This window comes from Streptomyces sp. NBC_00207, from assembly GCF_045160965.1.
GTDB lineage: Bacteria > Actinomycetota > Actinomycetes > Streptomycetales > Streptomycetaceae > Streptomyces.
In genome coordinates this window covers 5386584-5410453 of record NZ_CP130715.1, presented here as the reverse complement: position 1 = coordinate 5410453, position 23870 = coordinate 5386584, and the positions used below count along the sequence as shown (strand labels likewise).

General features: G+C 72.4%; 23 protein-coding genes. 18 read left to right on the top strand and 5 right to left on the bottom strand.

The genetic code is table 11. The annotated features are described in order from the left end of the window. The first annotated feature begins 42 nt into the window (after nucleotides 1-42). The 9 genes from OG472_RS25670 to OG472_RS25630 all read left to right on the top strand — a co-directional run bounded on the left by OG472_RS25670 (nucleotide 43) and on the right by OG472_RS25630 (nucleotide 9754). Nucleotides 43-768 carry a LysM peptidoglycan-binding domain-containing protein gene (locus OG472_RS25670; RefSeq protein ID WP_405831436.1) on the top strand — a complete coding sequence of 242 codons (726 nt, stop codon included), beginning with the start codon at nucleotides 43-45 and terminating at the stop codon, nucleotides 766-768. Further along, the gene (locus tag OG472_RS25665) at nucleotides 765-2582 is read left to right on the top strand and encodes a VgrG-related protein (RefSeq protein WP_401607719.1); all 1818 of its coding nucleotides are present in this window, start codon (nucleotides 765-767) and stop codon (nucleotides 2580-2582) included. Before OG472_RS25670 ends, OG472_RS25665 begins: the two co-directional genes overlap by 4 nt. Nucleotides 2583-2690: 108 nt before the next feature. Beyond that, the gene (locus OG472_RS25660; RefSeq protein ID WP_383574819.1) at nucleotides 2691-3008 is read left to right on the top strand and encodes a PAAR domain-containing protein; all 318 of its coding nucleotides are present in this window, start codon (nucleotides 2691-2693) and stop codon (nucleotides 3006-3008) included. Beyond that, the gene (locus OG472_RS25655) at nucleotides 3008-3430 is read left to right on the top strand and encodes a GPW/gp25 family protein (protein ID WP_319733867.1); all 423 of its coding nucleotides are present in this window, start codon (nucleotides 3008-3010) and stop codon (nucleotides 3428-3430) included. Before OG472_RS25660 ends, OG472_RS25655 begins: the two co-directional genes overlap by 1 nt. Continuing rightward, nucleotides 3430-5400 carry a putative baseplate assembly protein gene (locus tag OG472_RS25650; RefSeq protein WP_401607722.1) on the top strand — a complete coding sequence of 657 codons (1971 nt, stop codon included), beginning with the start codon at nucleotides 3430-3432 and terminating at the stop codon, nucleotides 5398-5400. The genes OG472_RS25655 and OG472_RS25650 overlap by 1 nt, the downstream gene beginning before the upstream one ends. Further along, nucleotides 5397-5969, top strand: coding sequence for a phage tail protein (locus OG472_RS25645; RefSeq protein ID WP_401607724.1), 573 nt, complete (start codon nucleotides 5397-5399; stop codon nucleotides 5967-5969). Before OG472_RS25650 ends, OG472_RS25645 begins: the two co-directional genes overlap by 4 nt. Nucleotides 5970-7741: 1772 nt before the next feature. Continuing rightward, nucleotides 7742-8455 (top strand): NADase-type glycan-binding domain-containing protein, encoded by a 714-nt coding sequence (locus OG472_RS25640; protein WP_405942099.1) that lies wholly within the window; start codon nucleotides 7742-7744, stop codon nucleotides 8453-8455. Nucleotides 8456-8615: 160 nt separating this feature from the next. Then, nucleotides 8616-9086, top strand: coding sequence for an RICIN domain-containing protein (locus OG472_RS25635; protein ID WP_401607728.1), 471 nt, complete (start codon nucleotides 8616-8618; stop codon nucleotides 9084-9086). A 41-nt stretch (nucleotides 9087-9127) separates the two neighbouring features. Further along, the gene (locus tag OG472_RS25630) at nucleotides 9128-9754 is read left to right on the top strand and encodes a GNAT family N-acetyltransferase (RefSeq protein WP_405942098.1); all 627 of its coding nucleotides are present in this window, start codon (nucleotides 9128-9130) and stop codon (nucleotides 9752-9754) included. On the opposite strand, the gene OG472_RS25625 is transcribed toward OG472_RS25630, so the two are convergent. Continuing rightward, nucleotides 9738-10634, bottom strand: a complete 897-nt coding sequence (locus OG472_RS25625; protein WP_401607906.1) for an NADP-dependent oxidoreductase — start codon at nucleotides 10632-10634, stop codon at nucleotides 9738-9740. The genes OG472_RS25630 and OG472_RS25625 overlap by 17 nt on opposite strands. 193 nt (nucleotides 10635-10827) lie before the next feature. On the opposite strand from OG472_RS25625, the gene OG472_RS25620 reads away from it, so the two are divergent. Then, complete coding sequence (locus tag OG472_RS25620; RefSeq protein WP_401607733.1) at nucleotides 10828-11247, top strand: winged helix-turn-helix transcriptional regulator; 420 nt, start codon at nucleotides 10828-10830, stop codon at nucleotides 11245-11247. A 50-nt stretch (nucleotides 11248-11297) separates the two neighbouring features. Continuing rightward, complete coding sequence (locus OG472_RS25615; RefSeq protein WP_383574835.1) at nucleotides 11298-12026, top strand: Mut7-C RNAse domain-containing protein; 729 nt, start codon at nucleotides 11298-11300, stop codon at nucleotides 12024-12026. A gap of 63 nt (nucleotides 12027-12089) precedes the next feature. On the opposite strand, the gene OG472_RS25610 is transcribed toward OG472_RS25615, so the two are convergent. Then, a complete protein-coding gene (locus tag OG472_RS25610) occupies nucleotides 12090-12566 on the bottom strand; it encodes a hypothetical protein (RefSeq protein ID WP_405831423.1) in 477 nt (158 codons plus the stop codon). Between the two features lie 118 nt (nucleotides 12567-12684). Here OG472_RS25610 and OG472_RS25605 point away from each other — a divergent pair, with 118 nt between their 5' ends. Both OG472_RS25605 and OG472_RS25600 read left to right on the top strand, forming a co-directional pair. Next, complete coding sequence (locus OG472_RS25605) at nucleotides 12685-13020, top strand: YnfA family protein (RefSeq protein ID WP_383574839.1); 336 nt, start codon at nucleotides 12685-12687, stop codon at nucleotides 13018-13020. A gap of 82 nt (nucleotides 13021-13102) precedes the next feature. Beyond that, nucleotides 13103-13870: an SDR family NAD(P)-dependent oxidoreductase gene (locus tag OG472_RS25600; RefSeq protein WP_405831421.1), complete on the top strand. Its 768-nt coding sequence runs from the start codon at nucleotides 13103-13105 to the stop codon at nucleotides 13868-13870. Here the strand turns inward: OG472_RS25600 and OG472_RS25595 are convergent. After that, nucleotides 13867-14538, bottom strand: coding sequence for a polysaccharide deacetylase family protein (locus OG472_RS25595; protein ID WP_405942097.1), 672 nt, complete (start codon nucleotides 14536-14538; stop codon nucleotides 13867-13869). The two genes, OG472_RS25600 and OG472_RS25595, sit on opposite strands and share 4 nt — an antisense overlap. Before the next feature lie 158 nt (nucleotides 14539-14696). Here OG472_RS25595 and OG472_RS25590 point away from each other — a divergent pair, with 158 nt between their 5' ends. Continuing rightward, nucleotides 14697-15281, top strand: a complete 585-nt coding sequence (locus OG472_RS25590; protein ID WP_405831418.1) for a Uma2 family endonuclease — start codon at nucleotides 14697-14699, stop codon at nucleotides 15279-15281. A gap of 73 nt (nucleotides 15282-15354) precedes the next feature. On the opposite strand, the gene OG472_RS25585 is transcribed toward OG472_RS25590, so the two are convergent. Next, nucleotides 15355-16548 (bottom strand): RtcB family protein, encoded by a 1194-nt coding sequence (locus tag OG472_RS25585; RefSeq protein WP_405831416.1) that lies wholly within the window; start codon nucleotides 16546-16548, stop codon nucleotides 15355-15357. A 190-nt stretch (nucleotides 16549-16738) separates the two neighbouring features. Here OG472_RS25585 and OG472_RS25580 point away from each other — a divergent pair, with 190 nt between their 5' ends. The 3 genes from OG472_RS25580 to OG472_RS25570 all read left to right on the top strand — a co-directional run bounded on the left by OG472_RS25580 (nucleotide 16739) and on the right by OG472_RS25570 (nucleotide 20036). Then, nucleotides 16739-17608, top strand: a complete 870-nt coding sequence (locus OG472_RS25580) for a DUF3558 domain-containing protein (RefSeq protein WP_405942096.1) — start codon at nucleotides 16739-16741, stop codon at nucleotides 17606-17608. A gap of 115 nt (nucleotides 17609-17723) precedes the next feature. Further along, on the top strand, nucleotides 17724-18494 hold the full coding sequence (locus tag OG472_RS25575; RefSeq protein ID WP_383574850.1) for a DUF3558 family protein: 771 nt from the start codon (nucleotides 17724-17726) through the stop codon (nucleotides 18492-18494). Between the two features lie 153 nt (nucleotides 18495-18647). Continuing rightward, on the top strand, nucleotides 18648-20036 hold the full coding sequence (locus OG472_RS25570; protein ID WP_405831412.1) for a DUF2637 domain-containing protein: 1389 nt from the start codon (nucleotides 18648-18650) through the stop codon (nucleotides 20034-20036). Nucleotides 20037-20116: 80 nt separating this feature from the next. On the opposite strand, the gene lysS is transcribed toward OG472_RS25570, so the two are convergent. Further along, complete coding sequence (gene lysS, locus OG472_RS25565; RefSeq protein WP_401607760.1) at nucleotides 20117-21844, bottom strand: lysine--tRNA ligase; 1728 nt, start codon at nucleotides 21842-21844, stop codon at nucleotides 20117-20119. Between the two features lie 169 nt (nucleotides 21845-22013). On the opposite strand from lysS, the gene argS reads away from it, so the two are divergent. Further along, a complete protein-coding gene (argS, locus tag OG472_RS25560) occupies nucleotides 22014-23786 on the top strand; it encodes an arginine--tRNA ligase (RefSeq protein ID WP_405942095.1) in 1773 nt (590 codons plus the stop codon). Nucleotides 23787-23870 lie beyond the last annotated feature (84 nt).

Genomic DNA, 23870 nt, shown 5'->3' with positions numbered 1-23870 from the left:
CCGTCCTCTTCGCCGTCCCCGCCCCGGAAGGGAGTCCACGCCATGGCCTCATCGGCACGCGCCAGCCGCGCCAGGGCCCAGCTCACCCTCAAGGAGCCCCCGGCCTCGGTCGGGGCCAAGCCGGGCGGGACGATCGCGAAGCTCGATCTCCAGTTCAACCCGTCGACCCTGCAGCTGGGCAAGACCACCGAGTGGCGGCGCTCCCCGTCCCGGATGGCGGGCCAGTCGGCGCTGCCCGAGTTCGTCGGCAGCGGTCCCCGCACCCTGAGCCTGGAGGTGTTCCTGGACGCCACCGCCACCCACGACAACTCGGTGGAGCAGGCGGTGGAGAAGCTGATGAAGGCGTGCGTGCCGACCCCGGCCAGCCTCGGCCGCAAGAAGCCGGCGAGCCCCTGGGTGCGCTTCGAATGGGGCAGCGCGCGGACGACCTCCTTCGACGGGGTCCTGTCGAACCTGTCGGTGTCGTACACGCTCTTCGACGTGGACGGCAAGCCGCTGCGGGCCACCTGCTCGCTGTCCATCGAGGAGGCGAGCATCGACCCTCCGGGGCAGAACCCGACCTCCGGTTCACGCACCGCCCGCAGCACGCACACCGTGGTGGCGGGCGACAGTCTGGCCATGCTGGCCTGGCGCGAATACGGCGACGCGACGGCCTGGCGGGCCATCGCGGAGGCCAACGGCATAGACGACCCGATGGCGCTCGTCCCCGGCACCGAGATCGTGGTGCCGGGCACGCGTGACCAGCACGGCGAGGAGGAGCAGCGGTGAGCGGGTCCGAACCCGGAGGCCGGTCGTTCGCGGCCGACCCGATCGTGGAGGCCCCCGGCGAACTGCCGCCGATCTGGGCGGCGCAGCTGGTGAGCTGTGTGGTGGACGAGAACGTGGGCCTGCCGGACACCGCGGTCCTCACCTACCGCGACCCCGACCACGAGTTCCTGCGCGCCACCGGCATCACCATCGGCTCCCCGCTGCGCGTGTCGGTGATGACCGTGAAGGGCCAGGCGCGGGAGCGGCTGTTCAACGGCGAGGTCACGGCCCTGGAGATCGACCGGGACCGCACCGGCTCGTTCACCGTCGTCCGCGCCTACTCCAAGGCCCACCGCCTCCAGCGCGGCCGGAAGGTCGTGGCGTACCGGAACATGACGGCCGCCGCGATCGTCCGCAAGGTGGCCGCCGGAGCCGGCCTGGCCGTCGGGAAGGTGGAGGCGGCGCCGGTGACGTACAAGCAGCTGTCCCAGGCGAACGTCTCCGACTGGGACTTCCTGCAGTACCTCGCGGGCGAGAGCGGCGCGCAGGTGCGCGTCGACGACCAGGGGCTGCTCCAGTTCACCCGGCCCGTGAAGGCATCCGGCGCGCCGGCCCCGTCGACGTCGGCCGTCCGCAATCCGATGGTCCTGGAGTACGGGAGGAACCTCCTCGCCCTGCGGGCCGCGCTCTCGGCCGCCGACGGCTCCTCGACCGTGCAGGTCCGCGGCTGGGACGTGACCACCAAGCGGCCGCTGGTCGCCCAGCAGCCGTCGGTGGTCAGCGACACGGTGGTGCCGGGCCTCAGCCCCCAGCTCGCCGCACGCTTCGGGAAGTCGGCCGTGGCCGTCACCGACACCCCGTACCGTACGCAGGCCGAGACCACGGCGGTCGCGAAGGCGGCGGCGGACCGGATCAGCTCCGGTTTCGGCGAGCTGGAGGCGGTGGCCGAGGGCAACCCGCTGCTGCGCGCCGGCAAGGCGGTCGCGCTCGGCAACGTCGGACAGGCGTTCTCCGGCCGGTACACGGCGACGGCCGTGCAGCACGTCCTGGAGCCGCACGGCGGCTACCGCACCACCGTGTGGGTCAGCTCCAGCCCCGACCGCTCCCTGGCCGGCCTGGTGACCGGCGCCAACGCGCCGGGGCGCGGCCCGCGCATCCCCGGTCTCGCGATCGGCGTGGTGACGGACGTCCGCGAGCCGAACGGGTCCCAACGCGGGGCGGTACGACTGAAGTTCCCCTGGCTCGACGACACGTACGTCACCGACTGGGTGCGCACCGTCCAGTGGGGCGGCAAGGGCGGCGGCGGCGTGGTGAGCCCCGAGGTCAACGACGAGGTGCTCGTCGGGTTCGAGCAGGGACTGCTCGACAGCCCGTACGTCATCGGCGGGCTCTACAACGGCGTGGACCAGCCCTCACCGCACGACGTACCGCTGATCGACAAGACCAGCGGCAAGGTCAACCGCCGTTCGGTGGTGTCGCGTTCGGGCCACCGCGTGGAACTGCTCGACGCGCCCGCACCGGGCCCCTCGGGGCTGCGGCTGGTCACCGGGGACGAGCGGCTCGAAGTACGCATGGACGACCGCCGGGACCGGATCGAGCTCACCGTGTACGCGGGGCGGGGCCGCCCGCTGACCTCGGTCCTGCTGGACAAGAACGGCATCACGCTCGACGCCCCGCAGGGCACCGTGAAGGTGTCCGGCCGCCAGGTGGACATCGACGGCACCGCCGGGGTCAGCATCGGCGGCCGGTCGGTGCGGGTCAACGGAACCTCGGACGTCACCGTCAACGGCGGCCTGCTCGCCGTCCTCAAGGCCCGGCTCATCCGGATCAACTGAGGCCCCCATGGCCCTGGCCCGCACCCCGACCGAACGCACCGTGACCGACCGCACCCCGACCGAACGCACCGCGCCCGCACCACGACCGCCTTCCCCGAGGAGCACCCGATGCCAGCCGCAGCCCGTACCGGCGACCCCACCAACCACGGTGGCCGGCTCGCCACGCCGCCGCCCGGCGCCGCCGCGGCGGTGGCGACGGTGCTGATCGGCGGCCTCCCCGCCGCCGTCGTCGGCAGCCTGCACGTCTGCGTGGTCCCGCCGCACGCGGCGCTGGGGCCGGGCAACGTGATCATGCCGAACCCGGCCGCCCTCGCCACGGGCACGGTGCTCATCGGCGGCCTGCCCGCCGCACGGGCGCGCGACCAGACCACGTGCGGCGCGATGGTCCTGACCGGCGCCATGAACGTCCTGATCGGCGGTGTGTGATGAGCGAACGGTTCATCGGCCGCGGCTGGGCGTTCCCCCTGCGGGTCGGGCCGACCGGCGGGATCGCCATGGTCGAGCGGGAACGGGAGCTGGAGGAGGCCATCCGCCTCATCCTGGGCACCGCCCCCGGCGAACGGCCGATGCGGCCCGAATTCGGCTGCGGCATCCACGAGTACGTCTTCGCCCCCGGCGACGGCGACACCGCCGGCCGGGTCGCCCAGCAGGTGCGCGAGGCCCTGGAACGCTGGGAGCCCAGGATCGCGGTGGACGAGGTCGTCGTGGCCTTCGACGCCGTCGAGGCGGGCACCCTCTACATCGATGTGCACTACACGGTGCGCACCACCAACGACCGGCGCAACCTGGTCTTCCCCTTCTACACGATCCCCTCCGAGGAGGGGGCCGAGGAAATGGTCGCGGACTGATGGCCCTGCCCTCCCCCAACCTGGACGACCGGCGGTTCCAGCAACTCGTCGACGAGGCGAAGCGGTACGTGCAGCAGCGCGCCCCGGAATGGACCGACCACAACGTCTCCGACCCGGGCGTCACCCTGATCGAGACGTTCGCCTACCTCGTGGACCAGCTGCTGTACCGGCTGAACCGGGTCCCGGACAAGAACTACCTGGCGTTCCTCGACCTGTTGGACATCCAGCTGTACCCGCCCTCGGCCGCCGTCGCCGATGTCGACTTCTGGCTGTCGGCCCCGCAGCCCGACACGGTGACGCTGCCCGCGGGCACCGAGGTGACGACCGCCGCCGGCGAGACCGAGGAGGCCGTGGTCTTCGCGACCGCCGACGACCTGCGGATCGTGCCCAGCGAGTTGACGCGCCTGGTCACCGCCCCCCGCACCGGCGACCAGACCGACCGGACCGGCGCCCTCGCCGAGGGCCGCGACATACCGTGCTTCCAGGCGACCCCCGAGCCAGGCGACGCGCTCCTGTTCGGCCTGCCGACGGCCGTACCGCGCTGCGTGGTCGCGGTCCGCCTCGACAGCCGCGTCGAGGGCGTCGGGGTGGACCCGCGCCAGCCCCCGCTCGTGTGGGAGGCGTGGGACGGCGGCCGGTGGCAGCGCTGCGAGACCGACTCCGACAGCACCGGCGGCCTCAACCGGCCCGGCGAGATCATCGTGTACGTCCCCGCCGGGCACACCGCATCGCTGATCAGCGGCACCCGTGCGGGCTGGCTGCGCTGCCGGGTCACCGAGCCCGAGCCCGGCCAGCCCTTCTACTCGGAGTCCCCGACCGTGCGCGAGGCCGCCGTCTTCACCGTCGGCGGCACGATGACCGTGGAACACGCCGAGCGGGTGACCGACGTACCGCTCGGCGCGTCGGAGGGCGTGGCGGGCCAGACCTTCCGGCTCGGCCGCCCGCCCGTGCTCCTCGACGGGGAACCCCCGGTGGTGGAGGTGTCCTCCCCCGAGGGCTGGCAGCGCTGGGACGTGGTGGAGCACTTCGGCCGCTCGGCGCCCGCGGACCGGCACGTCCGCGTCAACGCCACCACCGGCGAGTTCTCGTTCCCGCCGGTGCTGCGCGAAGCCGACGGCAGCCTGCGCCCCTGCGGCGCCGTACCGCCCAAGGGCTCCCAGATCCGGGTGGCCCGCTACCGCACCGGAGGCGGCCCGGCGGGCAACGTCTCCCGCGGCGCGATCTCCGTACTGCGCAGCTCCGTCCCCTACGTCGCCCGGGTCACCAACCGGGAGGCGGCGCGCGGCGGCGTCGCCGGGGAGACCATCGACAACGCCAAGCTGCGGGCGCCGGAGACGCTGCGCATGCAGGAACGTGCGGTCACCGCCGAGGACTACGAGATCATCGCCCGCCAGGCGGCGCCGTCGGTGCGCCGGGTCCGCTGCCTGCCCGCCGCGGACGGTTCCGGCGGCGCGGGCGCCGTACGCGTCCTGGTCGTGCCCGACGCGGTGGCCGACGAGGGCGACGACCGGCTCCGCTTCGAGCAGCTGATCCCCTCCGACCAGATGCTCGCCGCGATCACCACCACCCTCGACGAACGGCGCCTGATCGGCACCCGCCTCGTCGTGGAGCCGCCCGTCTACCAGGGCATCACCGTGGTGGCCCGGCTGTCGGCACCCGCCGCGGACGCCGACCGGGTGCGCGAGGCGGCGCTCGCCGCACTGTTCCGCCACCTCAACCCGCTGCACGGCGGACCCGACGGCGCCGGCTGGCCGTTCGGGAGGCCCGTCCAGTACGGCGAGGTGTTCGGCGTCCTCCAACGCGCCATCGGAGACGTCCTCGTCGAGGACATCCGGATGTTCGCCGCCGACCCGATCACCGGGCGGCGCGGCGCACCCGTCGACCGGATCGACATCGGAGCGGGCGCGCTCGTCTTCTCCTACCAGCACCAAGTGGTCGTGACGGAGCCGGAGACGGGGGTGCACGGATGAGCCGCGCCGCCGTCCCCGGCCTGCCCAGCCGGCACCCGATCGGCGAGCAACTGCCCGCGCTGTACGCCGACGACGACTTCGCCCAGCGGTTCACGGCGGGCCTGGACACCGTCCTGGCCCCGGTGTTCACGACCCTCGACAACCTCCCCTCCTACTTCGACCCCCGCCTGGCCCCCGCCGACTTCCTGCCCTGGCTGGCGTCCTGGGTGGGCGGCATCGACGACCCCCGGTGGCCGACCGGACTGCGGCGCGAGGCGGTGGCGCGCGCGGTGGAACTGCACCGCTGGCGCGGCACCCGGCGCGGCCTGACCGAGGCCCTGCGCCTGGTCCTGGGCGTGTCCGCCGAGGTCAGCGGGGACGGCGGGGCCACCTGGTCCCGTACGGCGGGCGCGGATCTGCCCCCGCCCCCGGCCGACGAGGTCCTGATCCGGGTGTGGCCGCAGCGCGAGGGGGCGGCGTACGCGGTGGACGCGGACCGGGTCCGCGCACTCGTCCGCACCCTGTGCCCCGTCCACACGGTCTGCCGGGTCGAGGTCCTGCCGGGACCGCCCGGGGGTGAGGGAAGGTGACGGCGATGCGTGCGTGTCCCGTGTGCGGGGCGTCCAACGGCGTGACGGACGACTTCTGCGGCAACTGCGGCGCCTACCTGGGCTGGTCGGACTCCACCCCCACGCGCCGCCCGGCCGCCCCGGCCGACCCCGCGGGCCCGTGGGACGACACCCTCGAACACCCACCCCAGGCCGACACGACCCCCCAGGACCCCACACCCGGGCAAACCACGCCCCAAGGGCCACCGCCCGGGGAAGCCACGGCCCAGGGGCCCGCACCCCGAGAGGCCACGACCCAAGGGGGTACGCCCTGGGAAGGGTCCACGCCCCAGGAGGCCACGGCCCAGGGGTCCACGCCCGGGGAAGCCACGGCCCAGGGGTCCACGCCCCAGGAGGCCACGGCCCAAGGGTCCACGCCCGGGGAAGCCACGGCCCCGGAACGGGTCGGCGCCCGACCGACCGCCGGGGCGGACTCGCCCCCGGCCGTGCCCGCCACCGCGGCGTCCACCCCGCCCGCGCCCGCCCACACGGAGCCGGCCCTGCCTGCGCCCGCCACTGCGCAGTCCACCCCGCCTAGGCCCGCCCGCACGGAGCCGGCCCCGCCTGCGGCCGCCCCCGTGCCGCCCCACCAGCCTGCGGCCGCCACTGAGGAGCCGCCCCGGCCCCCGTCCCCCTCCGCGTCCGCCGAGGCGCAATCCCCCCTGCCCACAAGCGCGGACGCGGATCACCGACCCCCCTCCGGATCCACCCCGTCCGCACCCACCACCGGACAGCCGGCCCCGCCCACGGCGGCCGACGCAGACCGACAGCCCGCTGCGAGGCCGCGCAGCGGGTCGGCGCCGTCGGCACCCTCCGGCGGGCAGTCCGCCCTGCCCCCGACGGCCGACGCGGATCAACAGCCCTCAGCCGGGCCGCGCAGCGGGTCGGCCCCGTCCGCGCCCTCCGGCGGCCTGTCCGCCCCCACACCCGCCAACGCGGATCGGCGGCCCCCCTCCGAGCCGCGCAACGGGTCCGGCCTGTCCGCATCCTCCGGCGCACGGCCACCCCAACCCACGCCCACCGGCCCCCAGTCCGCCCCGCCTCCTACGGCCGATGCGGATCGACAGCCCTCAGCCGGGCCGCGTAACGGGGCGGTGCCGTCCGCGCCCTCCGGCGCGCAGCCGGCACCGCCCACACCCGCCGGCACAGATCAGCGGCCCGCCTCCGGACCGCTCAGTGGGACCACCCTGTCCGGACCCGCCGGCGCGGAACCACCCCACCTCACACCCACCGGCGCACAGCCGTCCCCGCCCACGACGCCCGACGCAGACCGGCAGCCCCCGAGCAGCCCGCGCAACGGGTCCGCCCCGTCCGCACCCTCTGGTGCGCAGCCGCCCCGATCCACACCCGCCGACGCAGACCGGCAGCCCCCGAGCGGGCCGCGCGACGGGGCCGTGCATTCCGTGCCCGCTCGTGCGGATCGGTGGCCGTCCTGGCTGCGTAGGAGGTCCGACCGGTCCGCGCCCGCCGCCTCGGAGACCGGGCTGCCCGAGGACCGGGCCGGCGGCGGGGCGCCCGGGGCGCAGGCGCCGACGGCGCCCACGCCCCCCTCCGGCCCCGCGACACCGCCCCCGTCACCCCCCGCGAGGCCGCCCGCCGCTCCGCCCGCCGCCAGGCGACCCGCCGCCCCCGAGCCCGTGGCGCCGCGGGCCCCCGCACCCACACCTGCCGTAGCGCCGCAGGCTCCCGCCTCCCCGCAGCCCGTCCAGCCCGCGAAGGCGGTCGCGCCGCGCCCGGTCGTGCGTCCCGTCGCCGTGAGCGACGACGTGACCGGCGTGCCCTGCCCCGCCTGCGGTACACCCAACCCGCCGGACCGCCGTTTCTGCCGCCGCTGCGCGACTCCGCTGACGCCCACCACCGCGCCGGCGCCCCTGCCGTGGTGGCGGACGGTCTGGCCACTGCGCCGCCGCACGCGCGCCGGCTCGGGCCGGATGGTGCGCTTCCTGGTTGTCCTGGCCGTCGTGCTGGCCCTGTGCGCGGGCGGATTCCTGCTGCTGCCGGCCGGACGGCACCTGATCGAGGACACCCGCGACAAGCTCGGCAAGGCCAAGGAGGTGACCGCCACCCGCGTCGAGGCGAGCGCCGAGGTGCCCGGGCACCCGGTGGGCGACAGCAGGGACGGGCTCAGCAACCGCTACTGGGGCGCGCCCGGCCCCGGCGCCTCGGTGACGTACACCTTCGCCAAGCCGATCCGCCTGGTCGCCGTGATCATCACCAACGGCGCCTCGTCCTCGCCCGAGGACTACGCGAAGCAGGCGCGGGCGCTGCAGATCGACATGGAGGTGACGGCGCGGGACGGCCGGAAGGTCCACAAGAAGCTCACGCTGAGCGACAAGCCCGGCCCCCAGACGTTCCCCACCGGCATCAGCGACGTCATGACGGTCCGCCTGACCCTCGACGCACCCGCCGGGTCGGCCCCGGAGCGCCATCTCGCCCTGGCGGAGGTGGAGTTCTTCCAGCGGAGCTGACGGGCCCGGCGGGCCACCCTCCCTTCCCTGTGCAGATACGTTCCTTGGCCATTCCTCGGGGTGCAGCGAGTTCAATCCACTCGTTCGAGCGAAATACACACGTATTTCCGAGTCGATAGCCTTCGGGGTGAGTTGACCACTCACCTCCGAGGGGAATTCGATGAACGCACGAAGGGCAGCCCTGCACGGGGTCGCCGCGATGTCCCTGCTCACGGCCACGACGCTGCTGCAGGCCGGCCCGAGCCACGCGCTCGGCCAGCCGTCGCAGACCATCCAGAACCGCGGCAACCAGCTGTGCATGGACCTGAAGTCGTACGACGAACACACCGCGGTGACGATGTACCGCTGTACCGACAACGCCAGCGCCAAGTGGAGGTGGCACACCGACGGCTCCATCCAGAACGTCGGCGGGGACCTGTGCATGGACGTGCGGCGGTACGCCGAATTCACCCCGGTGACCACCTACCGGTGCAACGACCGCGACAGCTCCAAGTGGGACCTCCTCGGCGACGGCACCATCCACAACCGCGGCGTCAACATGTGCATGGACCTCACGTCCTATGACGAGCACACCCCGGTCACCCTGGCCCGCTGCACCACCCACGACAGCGCGAAGTGGTCCAGGGGATAGATCCGGACCGCCCCGCACCCCGGCCGCATACGGTGGATCGCATGGAGACACGTGTGCGGCTGGAGCCGTGGGGTGAGAGGGACTTCCGGCTGCTGCAGCGCGCGAACGAGCCCGCGATGACCGGGCATCTCGGCGGGCCGGAGACGCCGGAGAAGCTCGCCGACCGGCAGCGGCGGTACGTGGCGCTGAGCGCGCGGGAGCCGGCCGCCGGGCGGATGTTCCGGGTGGTGCTGGAGCCCTCCGGGGAGAGCGTCGGCAGCATCGGCTTCTGGGAGCGCGAGTGGCGGGGCGAGCCGGTCTACGAGGCCGGCTGGGGCGTGCTGCCCGAGTTCCAGGGCCGGGGGCTGGCGGTGGCGGCGCTCGCCGAGCTCCTGTCCTACGTCCGCGCCCACGGCACCCGCGACAGCATCCACGCGTTCCCGGGGACGGACCACCCGGCGTCCAACGCCGTCTGCCGGCGGGCGGGGTTCGAGTGCCTGGGGGAGGTCGACTTCGAGTATCCGCCCGGCGTGCCCCACCCGAGCCGCGACTGGCGCTACCGGGTGGGGCCGCGGCCCGGGACCACACCGCCCAGCAGGAGCGCACCGCCCGCCGGGACCACACCCCCCGCCGGGACCACGCCGCCAGCCGGGACCACTCCGCCCGCCGGGATCACGCCGTCAGGATGATGCGGCCGCGGACCCCCGGGGTCGCGAGGCGGTCGTGCGCCTTCTGCGCGTCCGCGAGGGGGAAGGTGTCCGCCACGCGGAGCGTGAGCTCGCCCGCGTCCACCAGGGACACCAGGCGGGCCAGGTGCTCCCCGTCCGCTGCGACCTCCTGCTCCTCGACGCGGATCCCGCGCTCCGCCGCCGGGGCCGCGCCCGGGATCACGCCGACGTAGACCCCGCCGTCGCGGACGAAGCCCAGCGCGGGCTCCCCCAGGACGGCCGTGTCCAGGACCCCGTCCACCGGCCCGGCCGGAGCCCCGCCGCGCGGGACGAAGGCGGCCGCGCCCAGGGACCGTACGAAGTCCTCGTCCCCGGCGCCCGCCAGGGCCGTCACCACCAGGCCGGCCCGCGCCGCGAGCTGCACCGCCAGCCCGCCGACCACGCCCGCCGCGCCGGTGACGAGCACCGAGGCGCCGGGGGCGAGCCCCAGCAGGTCCACCGCGCGGGCCGCGGTGAGCCCGGCCAGCGGCAGCCCCGCCGCGGCCACGGTGTCCACCGTGGCCGGCGCGGCCACCACGGCGGTGGCGTCGAGCACCGCGTACTCCGCGTGCGTGCCCAGCGGCTTCACCGTCCCGTAGTGCAGCCCCACGACCCGGTCGCCACGACGGTGGCCGGTCACGTCCGCGCCCACCTCGTCGATCTCCCCGGCCACGTCCCAGCCGAGGCCGATCCGCTGCCCGGCGCCGCCGAAGACGCCGGCGCGGACCGCGCCGTCCACCGGGTTGACCCCGGCGGCCCGCACCCGGACCCGGACCTGGCCCGCCTCCGGCCGCGGCACCGGGACCTCGGCCAGCTCGACCCGCTCCGGCCCGCCGAACTCGTCCACCACGACCGCCAGCATCGTCCGCTCGTCACTCATGTCGCCAACTCCCCTTGTCCGTTGCCGTGTTCCGATGACCACTAACCTAGGGAGAGGTACTCTCTTTCCGTAAGTACGCACTCCAAAGTGCGTACCCGACCCCGAAGTGCCCCTGGAGCACCCCGAACCCGCAGTGACCCGGACCGACCTGAAGTGACCCGAAGTGGGGGACCGCATGGCCACCAGCACCGCCGAAGCCCGCCGCACACAAGCCCGTGCCGGCTACGACGCCTTCCTCAAGGAGTGCCCCACCGGCCAGCTCCTGGCCCGCATCAGCGACAAGTGGGTCGGCCTCATCGTCAGCGCCCTCGCCCAGGCCGACGACCGGTCCCTGCGCTACAGCGACCTCGGCCGCAAGATCCCCGGCGTCAGCCAGAAGATGCTCACCCAGACCCTCCGCTCCCTCGAACGCGACGGCCTCGTCAGCCGCACCGTCACCCCCACCGTCCCCGTCCGCGTCGACTACCGGCTCACCGACCTCGGCAACAGCCTCAGCTGCCTCCTCTCCTCCGTGAAGCTCTGGGCCGAGAACCACTTCGACGAGGTCAGCGCCCACCGCGACGCGTACGACCAGACCGTCGCCACATCCGCCTGACCTCCCTAAAGGGGCGGCGGCCGGCCCCCCGGAAATGGCATGCTGGCAGGGTGAACGGACCCGGCATTCAGCTCACCCTCGCTCCCGAACTGCGCCTCTTCGCCCCGCCCAGCCGGCGCGCCGAACGCGTACCGACCACGACCGACGGCGCCTCCAGCCTCGGCCACGTCGTGGAGTCGGCCGGCGTCCCGCTCACCGAAGTCGGCCGCCTCCTCGTCGACGGCCGCGAAGTGCCCGTCTCGTACGTCCCCCAGGACGGCCAGAACGTCGAGGTGTTCGGCGTCGACCGGCCCCAACGGATCCCCGGCGCACCCCTGCGCTTCCTCCTCGACGTCCACCTCGGCACCCTCGCCCGCCGCCTGCGCCTGCTCGGCGTCGACGCCGCCTACGAGAACGAGGACATCGGCGACCCCGCCCTCGCCACCCGCTCCGCCGCCGAGCAGCGCGTCCTGCTCTCCCGCGACCGCGGACTGCTGCGCCGCCGCGAGCTGTTCGCCGGCGCCTACGTCTACAGCGACAACCCCGACGAGCAACTGCGCGACGTCCTCGGCCGGTTCGCGCCCGTCCTCGCGCCGTGGACCCGCTGCACCGCGTGCAACGGCCCGCTCCACGAGGCCGACAAGGAGAGCGTCGGCGACCGCCTCGAACACGGCACGCACCGCTCCTACGACGTGTTCGCGCAGTGCACCGAATGCGAGCGCGTCTACTGGCGCGGAGCCCACCACGCCCGCCTGGAGCGGATCGTCGACGAGGCCCTCGTCGAATTCGGCACCACCTGACCGGCCGGGCACGGGCGCGGCGCAGCCGCTCGAAGGGGCAGCCGCTCGAAGGATCAGCAGGCCCTAGAAGGCGTACGCGTCACCCGTGTCCAGGGCCAGCACCACGTGCTCGTTGTTCACGAGGTTCCGGTCCGTCGCACCGCCGTTCCACCACGTGTCGACCCGCACCACCACCTCCGGCACCCGCTCCCGCAGCGCCAGCGCCAGCCCGATGTGCCGGCCCCGCCCGTGCAGCGGCATCGGGCCCGTCTCGCACACCACCTCGCGCACACCGGCCCGCGCGCAGCCCGCCGCCAGCTCCTGCCGGTCCGCGAGCTCGGCCGACAGCCGCACCCGCAGCGTCGCGTTCGCCAGCGCGGCCGGCCCGTCGTTCTCCGGGACCAGCCAGATCCGCAGGTGCGCCCCCGACAGGTGGACCCGGCCGTGGTACGCCACGTCGGCCTCCGGCCCGGCCGAAGCCGAGGCCCACCCGGGCGGCGCACCCGCACCCAGCGCCAGCAACCCCGCCACCACCACACTCCGTACGGCACCACGGCGCACCGCCACCACCTCCTCGCGCGGAGGCTAGCCACCGGCAGCGACCGCCGATCGGACCATCACACGAATGAGGGCGGGCCGTACCCCCATCTGCCCCACCCGCCCTCGTACGCTTCCAGCCATGCTGATCGCACGCTCCGCCGCGCTCTTCACCCTCGCCGCCCTCCTGGAGATCGGCGGCGCCTGGCTCGTCTGGCAGGGCGTCCGCGAGCACAAGGGCTGGGCCTGGATCGGCGCCGGGGTGATCGCCCTCGGCCTCTACGGCTTCGTCGCCACCCTCCAGCCCCAGGGCGACTTCGCCCGCGTCCTCGCCGCCTACGGCGGAGTCTTCGTCGCCGGATCCCTCCTCTGGGGCGTCGTCGCCGACGGCTACCGCCCCGACCGCTGGGACGTCATCGGAGCCCTCGTCTGCCTCACCGGCATGGCCGTGATCATGTACGCCCCGCGCGGGCGCTGAACCACCCGCCCGCCGGGCCGCGCCTATGCTGGCGGGTAATCGCCCGTATGAACGACCTACGCACGACCGAGGAGCCCCGTAGATGAGCACGGCACCGGCCACCCGAACCGCCGTAGTCACCGGCGCGAGCAGCGGCATCGGCGCGGCCACCGCCCGGCAGCTCGCCGCCGCCGGCTACCACGTCGTCCTCACGGCCCGCCGCAAGGACCGCATCGAGGCCCTCGCCGCCGAGCTCACCGACGCCGGCCACTCCGCGGCCGCCCACGCCCTCGACGTCACCGACCGCGCCGCCGTCGACGCCTTCGCCGCCTCCCTCGACCGCTGCGACGTCCTCGTCAACAACGCGGGCGGCGCCATCGGAGCCGAGCCCGTCGCCACCGGCGACCCCGCCGACTGGCGCACGATGTACGAGGTCAACGTCATCGGCACCCTCAACATCACCCAGGCCCTGCTCCCCGCCCTCACCGCCTCCGGCGACGGCACGGTCGTGGTCCTCTCCTCCACCGCCGGCCACTCCACGTACGAGGGCGGCGCCGGCTACGTCGCGGCCAAGAACGGCGCCCGCGTCCTCGCCGAGACCCTCCGCCTGGAGATCGTCGGCCAGCCCGTACGCGTCATCGAGATCGCCCCCGGCATGGTCAAGACGGAGGAGTTCGCCAAGACCCGCTTCCGCGGCGACGCCGAGAAGGCGGAAAAGGTCTACGCGGGCGTCGCGGACCCCCTCTCCGCCGACGACGTGGCCGACACCGTCACCTGGGCGGTGACCCGCCCCAGCCACGTCAACATCGACCTCCTCGTGGTCCGCCCCCGCGCCCAGGCCTCGAACACGAAGGTCCACCGCGAGCTCTAAGCCAGACCGGCCGCCTTCAGGTGCGGCATCAGGGCCGCGGGCCTCAGCCCCGCGGCCCTGGCCGCGCCCAGCGCCCGCTCCAGATCCGCCGCCAGCGTCGGCGTGAAGTGCAGCAGCACGATGTCCCCGGCCTTCAGCCGCGGCGTGGGCGGCGTCTCGCCCCAGGTGGTGAAGTCGTGGGTCCACGTGACGAGCGCCTTCACCCCGCACGCCTTGGCCGCGAGCCGCACCTCGTCGTCCACGGCCCCGTAGGGCGGCCGCAGCAGCTTCGGCGCCCGCCCGAAGTCGGCCTCGATCCGCTCCCCGGCCCCGCACACCTCGCCATCCTTCCCCACCGCGTCGAGCGTGGTCAGATCCGGATGACTGACGGTGTGGTTCTCCACACTCGCCCGCCCCTCCTCCACGAGCCGGGTGAAGTACCCGGTGTCGTACGAGGTCGCCCCGGGCAGCAGGAACAACGACACCGGCACCCGCTTCTCCAGCAGGATCCGGGCCGCCTCCGGATCGTGGTTCCACCCGTCGTCGATCGTGATGAAGACGACCTTCTCCTGCGTCGGCACATGCGCCACGACAGCCGGCAACCCCACCCCGGCCTGCGCGGACCCGGCGGCCCCCAGAGCAAGCGACAACGCCGCGAGCGCGGCCAGAAACACACGAGTTCTCCCCATGCCGCACACCTTGGTCTAGACCAACTCGACCGTCAACCCTCGTGCCAGAAGGGGAAGTTGAGGACCTGTGCACCCAGGGTCCGTATGGGTGAATCCGCTCGGAATGTCAGCGGGCGCGGCTACCCTCCGAAAGCGTGAGCCACGAAAAGGAGGAAGCTATGGCCGTGATACAGCACGAGACCACGATCGCGGAGGCCGCCGATCGACTCTCCAGGGAGCTTCCCGGGCACCGAGTGGAAATTCTCCAGGGGAGGCTCACCGTGACACCACCTGCCGACGGACCTCACGCCGAATCCTTGACCTGGCTCATCGAGGAGCTCTTCACGGCCGGGGCCCGACAGGCGGGCCTCAAATACCTCCAGGGCATCGGCCTGTGGCTGCCGTCGGGACCGACCGACTTCGCGATTCCGGACCTCTCGCTCGTCGAGTCCGACTATCGGGATGCGCACGTCGAGAAGAACTGCTTCGCACCCCACATCTTCCGCATGGTCGTGGAGGTCACCTCGTCCAACTGGTCTGACGACCTCGGAACCAAGGTCGACTGTTACGCCCAGGCCGGCATCCCGATCTACCTGGTCGCCGACCGACGCCACGACGAAGCCGTGCTCCACACCGACCCCCGCGGCGGCGAATACCACTCCCGCAAGGCCTTCAAGCGCGGCACGTCCGTCCCCCTGCCCGGATCCATCGGCATCACCCTCGAACTCCCCGTGGACCGCCTCCTCGACGGGGACGAGGGCTGACGCACGCGGAGGGGCCCGGACCGATCACGATCGGTCCGGGCCCCTCCACTCCCCCGACAGCCGCGCCCGGGCCTCAGCCCTTCACGCAGATGACCTGCTTGAGCTTGGCGACGACCTGGACGAGGTCGGTCTGCTGGTCGATCACCTGCTCGATCGACTTGTACGCGCCCGGGATCTCGTCCACGACGCCCGAGTCCTTACGGCACTCCACGCCCTTGGTTTGCTCCACCAGGTCGCGCGCCGAGAACTTCTTCTTCGCCGCCGTCCGGCTCATCTTCCGGCCCGCTCCGTGCGAGGCGGAGTTGAACGACTTCTCGTTACCGAGGCCCTTCACGATGTACGAGCCCGTACCCATGGAGCCCGGGATGATCCCGTAGTCGCCGCTGCCGGCCCGGATCGCGCCCTTGCGCGTGACCAGCAGGTCCATGCCCTCGTACCGCTCCTCCGCCACATAGTTGTGGTGGCAGCTGATCTCCCGGTCGAAGGAGACCTTCGCCTTCCGGAACTCCTTGCGCACGACCTCCTTGAAGAGGCTCATCATCGCCGCGCGGTTGTACTTGGCGTACTCCTGCGCCCAGAAGAGGTCGTTGCGGTACGCCTCCATCTCCGGGGTCGCCGACAGGAACACCGCCAGGTCCCGGTCGACCAGGTTCTGGTTGTGGTCCAGGCTGCGGGCCACGCCGATGTGGTAGGCGGCAAGCTCGTTGCCGATGTTCCGGGACCCGGAGTGCAGCATCAGCCAGACCGAACCTGTCTCATCGAGACAGAATTCGATGAAATGGTTGCCGCTTCCGAGCGTTCCGATCTGCTTCGTGGCACGTTCCTGCCGGAACTTCACCGCATCGGTGAGGTAGTCGAACCGCGCCCAGAGGTCCTCGTACCCCGCCTCCGAGAAGCCGTACAGCCGCGACGGGTCCACCGCCTCCTTGTGGAGGCCCATGCCCACCGGAATCGCCTGCTCGATCTTCGACCGGAGCTTGGACAGGTCCCCCGGCAGGTCGTTCGCCGTCAGGGACGTCTTCACCGCCGACATGCCGCAGCCGATGTCCACGCCCACCGCCGCCGGACAGACCGCGTCCTTCATGGCGATCACCGAGCCGACCGTGGCGCCCTTGCCGTAGTGGACGTCCGGCATGACGGCCAGGCCCTTGATCCACGGGAGGGTGGCGACGTTGCGCAGCTGCTGCATCGCGCCGTCCTCGACCGACGCCGGGTCGGTCCACATCCGGATGGGGACGTTCGCCCCAGGTACCTCGACATACGACATACGGAATCAATCCCCCGAAAATCACAGAAAAGTCAGATTGCTCAAAAGCCTCGCTCTTGATCCCAAATACGACAGGGGACCGGCGCCAGCACCAGCGTGTGCGATAGACATTGTGTCCAGCCGTGGCCAAGGAGCGGCAACGCATTTTCCTGACCGGCGGGGGCCCGCCGGTCGAAGGGAGCCAGTGGACGTGCAGCGCAAGGCGGTACGGCGAGGGTCGCGGATCCTGCCAGGCATCGCGGTGCTCACCGCGCTCGCGGCCGGCGCGCTCGGTCTGACCGGGTGCACCGGCGGGAGCAGCGGCGGCGGCACCAGCGACTCGAAGGCCGGCGGCAATCCCGCCGCGCCCGCCCAGCCGGGGAAGTACCGCAGTCTGCCCGCGCCCTGCAAGGCCGGTGTCGACAGCAAGAAGCTCAAGGCCATGCTGCCGGCCGGCGACAGCCTCACCGCCGAGCAGCGCGACCAGCTGTACGCCGGCGTCGCGGACGCCTCGTACGACGGCGACCGGCACGTCGGCTGCCGCTGGACCGCGCAGTCGCCGGAGGAGACACGGCTGCTGTCGGTCGGCTTCGAGCGCGTGGTCTCGTACGACCGGGCCACCAGCAGCGACGACGACAAGGCGAAGCAGGTCTACGTACGCCTGCTCACGGACGCGCACCTGCCCTTCCCCGGCCCCGCCACGAGCCCGACTCCCTCGGGTCCCGCCGGTCCCGCGCCCACGCCCACGACCGCCGCCACCGCCGCGGCCACGCCCTCGGCCGGAGCGGCGTCCCCCGGAGCGGCGTCCCCCGGCGGGAGCCCGTCCGCGCCGGTCGAGCTCGGCTCCCGCGTCCTGGACGGCCTCGGCAGCCAGGCCTTCATCGAGGACAAGCTGAGCCCCGCCGGGGCCACCGCCGCGCAGACGCGCACCGTGCGGATTGTGTTCCGCACCTCGAATGTCATCGTCAAGGTCGAGTACAGCGTGCAGCCGGCCCTGCCCGGTACGGTCCCGCCGAGTGCGGAAACCCAGGACAGGGCGCAGCAGTTGGCGCAGGCTCTGGTGGAGCGTTTCAACGAGTGAACGGCGCCCGCCGCGGCCGTGCGTGACCCCGCGCACAGCAGGCGGGCACCCGCTCGGGCTACCGTTGCCCGGGTCCCGCGTCCGAAGATGACCCCTCACACGCACTGAAGGAACCATGCACCGATCAGCCTCGCGCCTCACCCGCGTTCTCGCCTGCGCAGCCGTCCCGGTGATCCTCACCGTCGCCGGGTGCTCGTCCGACTCGGGCAAGGACTCGGGCTCGAACGGCGGCAAGAAGTCCACGGCCTCCTCGTCGGCCAAGCCCAAGGCGAAGTCCTCCCCCGAGCTGGAGAAGGCGGCGTACGCCACGCTTCCGGATCCCTGCAAGGCGCTCCAGACGGCGACGATAGACACGGTCGTTCCGGAAGCGAAGGACAAGAGCGGTACGGCGGCCAAGTCGAACGACCTGGCCAGCCGTGCCAGCTGCTCCTGGAACGGCCTGGACTCGGACGGTCTGAAGGGCTCGCAGTACCGCTGGCTGTCGCTCTCCTTCTTCCGGGCCGACTCGCACGCCTCGCTCGGCAGCGCGAACAAGCGCGCCGAGGAGGAGTACAACAAGCAGGTCGAGAAGGCGAAGGCGTCCGAGGGCGCGCAGAACCTGAAGCCCGAGGCCACGGAGGGGATCGGCGACCAGGGGACGTCGGTCGTCTACAGCGTCAAGAAGGACGTCGACTTCTTCAACACGACGATCGTGGCGCGCACCCAGAACGTGGTGGTCACGCTCGACTACAACGGTGCCGCGTACGAGGGTGCCGGTGCTCCGGACCAGGCGAAGCTGCTCCAGGACGCCGTTGCGGCGGCCAAGGAGGCCGTGGCCTCGGTCGACGCCGCCAACAAGCAGCAGGCGGAGCAGCCGCAGTCGCAGTCGCCGCAGCCCCAGCAGTAGCCGCAGCCCCGCTGGTAGTGGTGGTGGCGGGGTGGCGGGGCCTCCTGGGGCACTGACATCCAGTCACCCGTACGCTGTGCCTGCCGCAGCTCGGTAAAGGCTCGGTAAGTGCTCAGCGCTCGGTTTGTGCTCGACAAGGGGAGGGGATCGCGGGTGGCCGCGATGCAGCTGACTCGTACGCACCGGATACTCATCGGCGTCGTGGTCGCGGGAGCCGTGGTCATCGCGGGGATCGGCTTCGCCGGCTCGTACGCCGCGGTGCGCTCCCTCGCCGAGCAGAAGGGCTTCGGCAGCTTCTCGCTGGTGTTCCCGATAGGTATCGACGCGGGCATCTGCGTGCTGCTCGCGCTGGACCTGCTGCTGACCTGGCTCCGCATACCCTTCCCGCTGCTGCGCCAGACGGCGTGGCTGCTGACGGCGGCGACGATCGCCTTCAACGGTGCGGCTTCCTGGCCGGACCCGCTGGGTGTCGGCATGCACGCCGTGATCCCGATCCTGTTCGTGGTGACGGTGGAGGCGGCCCGGCACGCGGTGGGCCGGATCGCGGACATCACCGCGGACCGGCACATGGAGGGCGTGCGGATCACGCGGTGGCTGCTGTCGCCGATACCCACGTTCAAGCTGTGGCGCCGGATGAAGCTGTGGGAGCTGCGCTCCTACGAGCAGGCGGTCGGCATGGAGCAGGACCGGCTGATCTACCAGGCGCGCCTGCAGGCGCGGTACGGGCGTTCCTGGCGGCGGAAGGCTCCGGTGGAGGCGCTGATGCCGCTGAAGCTGGCCCGGATCGGTGTGCCGCTCAAGGAGACGGCGCCGGAGGCGCTGGCGGTGGCGGGCATCGAGCCGGCGGTGCTGCCCCCGCTGGATCAGCAGGGTGCGGCCGGTGCGCCGGCCCTGGTGGCCGCGGCGGGCGCGGTGGGCACGCCGGGGCTCGCCCAGCAGGCGGAGCAGGCCCGGCAGGCCGCCGGGGCGCAGGGCGTGGGCGGGGTTCCGGCCGGGCCGGCCGTGATGCACGGCCCGCCGCCGTTCGCGGTGGAGCCGACGGCGATGCCGGCGGCCCACAACAGTGCGTGGTTCGCCGCGCCGAAGGCTCCGCAGGCGGCGTACGAGGGCGGCTACAACCCGCAGTACGTCGAGGGGCTGGAGCCGACTCCGGTGCTGCCCCCGATGGGGCCGGAGGAGCAGCAGCCGGTGCAGCAGGACCTGCCGATCCCGGCGCCCCGCCAGGAGGATGGCATCCAGGGCCTCCAGGCGGCCCAGGCCGCCCAGGCCCAAGGCCCGGCGCAGCAGGCCCAGCAGGCCCAGCCGGCCGCGGAGGAGGGTCCGGAGACGCCCGACGAGGCCGAGTTCGCCGAGGTCGCGTACAAGGTGTTCTGTGCGCTGTCCGACGAGAAGCAGGACTACCCGTCGGCCGAGGCCCTCGACATACACCTCTCGGACGGGTACGGCGTGACCCATCCGCGCAGCGGTTCCCTGCTCCGCCGGATGATCCCGGCGTTCAAGCTGCGCTACAACAAGGACCGCGAGGCGGAGCACATCGCCTGAGCGGCCGAGTACGGCGTCCGACCATGCGGAAGGGCCCGCACCCCGAGGGGTGCGGGCCCTTCCGCATGGTTCGTGCGGCCTCAGACGGCGAGCAGCTTGCGCACCCGGTCCGCGCCCACGGCCAGCAGCAGCGTGGGCAGTCGCGGTCCGGTCTCGCGGGTCACGAGGAGCCGGTACAGCAGCGCGAAGAACGTCCGCTGCGCGACCTTGAGCTCGGGCGTCGGCTTGGCGTCGGGCTCCAGTCCGGCCATGACCTTCGGGACGCCGTAGACGAGCGTGGTCAGTCCGTCGAGGGACCAGTGCGAGTCCAGGCCCTCCAGGAGCAGGCGCAGCGATTCGCGGCCCTCGTCGTCCAGGGACGACAGGAGCTCGGTGTCGGGCTCCTCGCGTACGAGGGTGCGCTGGTCGGCCGGGACCTGGGTGGTGATCCAGTTCTCGGCGCGGTCCAGGCGCGGCCGTACCTCGTCGAGGGAGGTGAGCGGCTGCGTCGGGTCGAGGTCGGTCAGGATGCGCAGGGTCTGCTCGTCGTGGCCGGCGGTGATGTCGGCGACGGACGCGAGCGTCCGGTACGGGAGCGGGCGCGGGGTGCGCGGCAGCTCGGCGGCGGCGGTGCGCACGGCGCGGGTGTGCGCGGCGGCGTCGGCGGGCAGCACGGAGCCGTCGGCGACCTTGGCCTCCAGCTTGTCCCACTCGTCGTAGAGCCGCTGGATCTCCTGGTCGAAGGCGATCTTGAAGGACTGGTTGGGGCGGCGGCGGGCGTAGAGCCAGCGCAGCAGCTGCGGCTCCATGATCTTCAGCGCGTCGGCCGGGGTGGGGACCCCGCCCTTGCTGGAGGACATCTTGGCCATGCCGCTGATGCCGACGAACGCGTACATCGGTCCGATCGGCTGCTCGCCGCCGAAGATGTGCACGATCTGGCCGCCGACCTGGAAGGAGGAGCCGGGTGAGGAGTGGTCGACGCCGGAGGGCTCGAAGATGACGCCCTCGTAGGCCCAGCGCATGGGCCAGTCGACCTTCCAGACGAGCTTGCCGCGGTTGAACTCGCTGAGCTTGACCGTCTCGGTGAACTCGTCCTCGGTGCAGACGTAGGTCATCTCGGTGGTCTCGTCGTCGTACGAGGTGACCTTGGTGAAGTCCTTGCCGCACTCGCCGCAGTACGGCTTGTACGGGAAGTACCCGCCTTCGCCGGTGCTGCCGTCGTCCTCGGCGGCCGCTCCGGAGCCCTCGGCGGCCTCCAGCTCGGCCTCGTCGACCTGCTTCTGCTGGGGCTTCTTGCCGCCCGGCTTCTGCTTGGTGCGGTACTGGTCGAGGACCGCGTCGATGTCGCCGCGGTGCTTCATCGCGAACAGGACCTGCTCGCGGTAGACGCCGTTCGTGTACTGCTCGGTCTGGCTGATCGGGTCGTATTCGACGCCCATCTCGGCCAGTGCCTCGACGAAGACGGCCTTGAAGTGCTCGGCCCAGTTCGGGTACGCGGAGCCGGCCGGGGCGGGCACGGCGGTCAGCGGGCGCCCGATGTGCTGGGCCCACGACTCGTCGATGCCGGGCACGCCGGCGGGCACCTTCCGGTACCGGTCGTAGTCGTCCCAGGAGATGAGGTGGCGGACCTCGATGCCCCGGCGGCGGATCTCGTCCGCGACCAGGTGGGGGGTCATGACCTCGCGGAGGTTGCCCAGGTGGATCGGGCCGGAGGGGGAGAGTCCGGACGCGACGACGACAGGTTTGCCGGGTGCTCGGCGCTCCGCCTCGGCGATGACCTCGTCCGCGAAACGGGAGACCCAGTCGGTCTCGGTGCTGCTCTGAGCCACGACACGTCCTTCTATCTCGAATGCTGGCTTCAGCCATTCTCCCAGACGGAACAGGTCACTCTGAGGTTGCTTTTCGCACGGGAAACCGGTTGCCCCCACGTGGGATACTCGGCTCTTGTCGGAACAACCAAGTGCACCCACCGGCACAACCTCACAGGAACGGCAGCTCATGGCCTCGGTCCCTTCCCTCGCTTCCTCCGTCAATCAGCGCGTCGCGGACGCCCTCGCCTCCGCCCTGCCGGAGGCCGGTGCCGCCGACCCGCTGCTGCGACGAAGCGACCGGGCCGACTTCCAGGCCAACGGCATCCTGGCGCTCGCGAAGAAGGCGAAGGCCAACCCGCGCGAGCTGGCGACGACCGTGGTCGAGGGCATCGCGACCGGTGACCTGATCCAGGAGATCGAGGTCTCGGGCCCGGGCTTCCTGAACATCACCATCACCGACCGGGCGATCATCGAGACCCTGGCCGCGCGGGCCGGCGACGACCGGCTGGGCGTCCCGCTCGCGGCGAACCCGGGCACCACGGTGATCGACTACGCGCAGCCGAACGTGGCCAAGGAGATGCACGTCGGGCACCTGCGCTCGGCCGTGATCGGCGCGGCGATGGTGGAGATCCTGGAGTTCACGGGCGAGAAGGTGGTCCGTCGCCACCACATCGGCGACTGGGGCACCCAGTTCGGCATGCTCATCCAGTACCTGCTGGAGCACCCGCACGAGCTGGACCACAAGTCCGAGGAGGAGGTCTCCGGCGAGGAGGCCATGTCCAACCTCAACCGCCTGTACAAGGCCTCGCGCGCCCTGTTCGACTCCGACGAGGAGTTCAAGACGCGCGCCCGGGCCCGGGTGGTGGACCTCCAGGCGGGCGACCCGGAGACCCTCTCCCTCTGGCAGCGGTTCGTGGACGAGTCGAAGATCTACTTCTACTCCGTCTTCAACAAGCTGGACATGGACATCCAGGACCCCGACGTGGTCGGCGAGTCCGGCTACAACGACATGCTGGTCGAGACGTGCAAGCTGCTGGAGGAGTCGGGCGTCGCCGTCCGCTCCAACGGCGCGCTGTGCGTGTTCTTCGACGACGTCAAGGGCCCGGACGGCAACCCGACCCCGCTGATCGTGCAGAAGTCGGACGGCGGCTTCGGCTACGCGGCCACCGACCTGTCCGCGATCCGCGACCGGGTGGGCACCCTGGGCGCGACCGAGCTGATCTACGTGGTCGACGCGCGGCAGTCCCTGCACTTCAAGATGGTCTTCGAGACGGCCCGCCGCGCGGGCTGGCTGAACGACGAGGTCAAGGCCGTGCAGCTGGCCTTCGGCACGGTGCTCGGCAAGGACGGCAAGCCGTTCAAGACCCGTGAGGGCGAGACGGTCCGGCTGGTGGACCTCCTGGACGAGGCCGTCGACCGCGCCACGGCAGTCGTGCGGGACAAGGACAAGGACCGTGGCCTGCTCACCGAGCAGGAGATCGTCGAGAACGGTCTCCAGGTCGGCATCGGCGCGGTCAAGTACGCGGACCTCTCCACCTCGGCGGCGCGCGACTACAAGTTCGACCTGGACCAGATGGTGTCGCTGACCGGTGACACGTCCGTGTACCTCCAGTACGCGTACGCCCGGATCCGGTCGATCCTGCGCAACGCGGGCGACCGTTCCCCGGTGGCTCACCCTGAGCTGGTGCTGGCGCCGGCCGAGCGGGCGCTGGGTCTGCACCTGGACGGCTTCGGCGCGCTGATCGAGGAGGCGGCCGCGGAGCACGCTCCGCACAAGCTGGCTGCGTACCTGTACCAGCTGGCCTCGCTGTTCACGACGTTCTACACCGAGTGCCCGGTCGTGAAGCCCGAGCCCGAGCTCGTCGTCGGCGAGAACCGGCTGTTCCTGTGCGACCTGACGGCCCGCACGCTCACCAAGGGCATGTCCCTCCTCGGGATCCGGACGCCCGAGAAGCTCTGATATCCGGACTGCGGACAGAACGCACCAAAGGTCAACGACCCCGGCATCCACTGCCGGGGTCGTTGGCGTTTCGTGATGTTTAAG

Coding starts and splice junctions, on each gene's coding strand:
- OG472_RS25635 (WP_401607728.1), top strand. CDS start 8,616: ATGAACGCACGAAGGGCAGCCCTGCACGGGGTCGCCGCGATGTCCCTG.
- OG472_RS25655 (WP_319733867.1), top strand. CDS start 3,008: ATGAGCGAACGGTTCATCGGCCGCGGCTGGGCGTTCCCCCTGCGGGTC.
- OG472_RS25670 (WP_405831436.1), top strand. CDS start 43: ATGGCCTCATCGGCACGCGCCAGCCGCGCCAGGGCCCAGCTCACCCTC.
- OG472_RS25650 (WP_401607722.1), top strand. CDS start 3,430: ATGGCCCTGCCCTCCCCCAACCTGGACGACCGGCGGTTCCAGCAACTC.
- OG472_RS25625 (WP_401607906.1), bottom strand. CDS start 10,634: ATGCTGGCGGTCGTGGTGGACGAGTTCGGCGGGCCGGAGCGGGTCGAG.
- OG472_RS25645 (WP_401607724.1), top strand. CDS start 5,397: ATGAGCCGCGCCGCCGTCCCCGGCCTGCCCAGCCGGCACCCGATCGGC.
- OG472_RS25605 (WP_383574839.1), top strand. CDS start 12,685: ATGCTGATCGCACGCTCCGCCGCGCTCTTCACCCTCGCCGCCCTCCTG.
- OG472_RS25620 (WP_401607733.1), top strand. CDS start 10,828: ATGGCCACCAGCACCGCCGAAGCCCGCCGCACACAAGCCCGTGCCGGC.
- OG472_RS25660 (WP_383574819.1), top strand. CDS start 2,691: ATGCCAGCCGCAGCCCGTACCGGCGACCCCACCAACCACGGTGGCCGG.
- OG472_RS25585 (WP_405831416.1), bottom strand. CDS start 16,548: ATGTCGTATGTCGAGGTACCTGGGGCGAACGTCCCCATCCGGATGTGG.
- OG472_RS25630 (WP_405942098.1), top strand. CDS start 9,128: ATGGAGACACGTGTGCGGCTGGAGCCGTGGGGTGAGAGGGACTTCCGG.
- OG472_RS25575 (WP_383574850.1), top strand. CDS start 17,724: ATGCACCGATCAGCCTCGCGCCTCACCCGCGTTCTCGCCTGCGCAGCC.
- OG472_RS25600 (WP_405831421.1), top strand. CDS start 13,103: ATGAGCACGGCACCGGCCACCCGAACCGCCGTAGTCACCGGCGCGAGC.
- argS (WP_405942095.1), top strand. CDS start 22,014: ATGGCCTCGGTCCCTTCCCTCGCTTCCTCCGTCAATCAGCGCGTCGCG.
- OG472_RS25590 (WP_405831418.1), top strand. CDS start 14,697: ATGGCCGTGATACAGCACGAGACCACGATCGCGGAGGCCGCCGATCGA.
- OG472_RS25595 (WP_405942097.1), bottom strand. CDS start 14,538: ATGGGGAGAACTCGTGTGTTTCTGGCCGCGCTCGCGGCGTTGTCGCTT.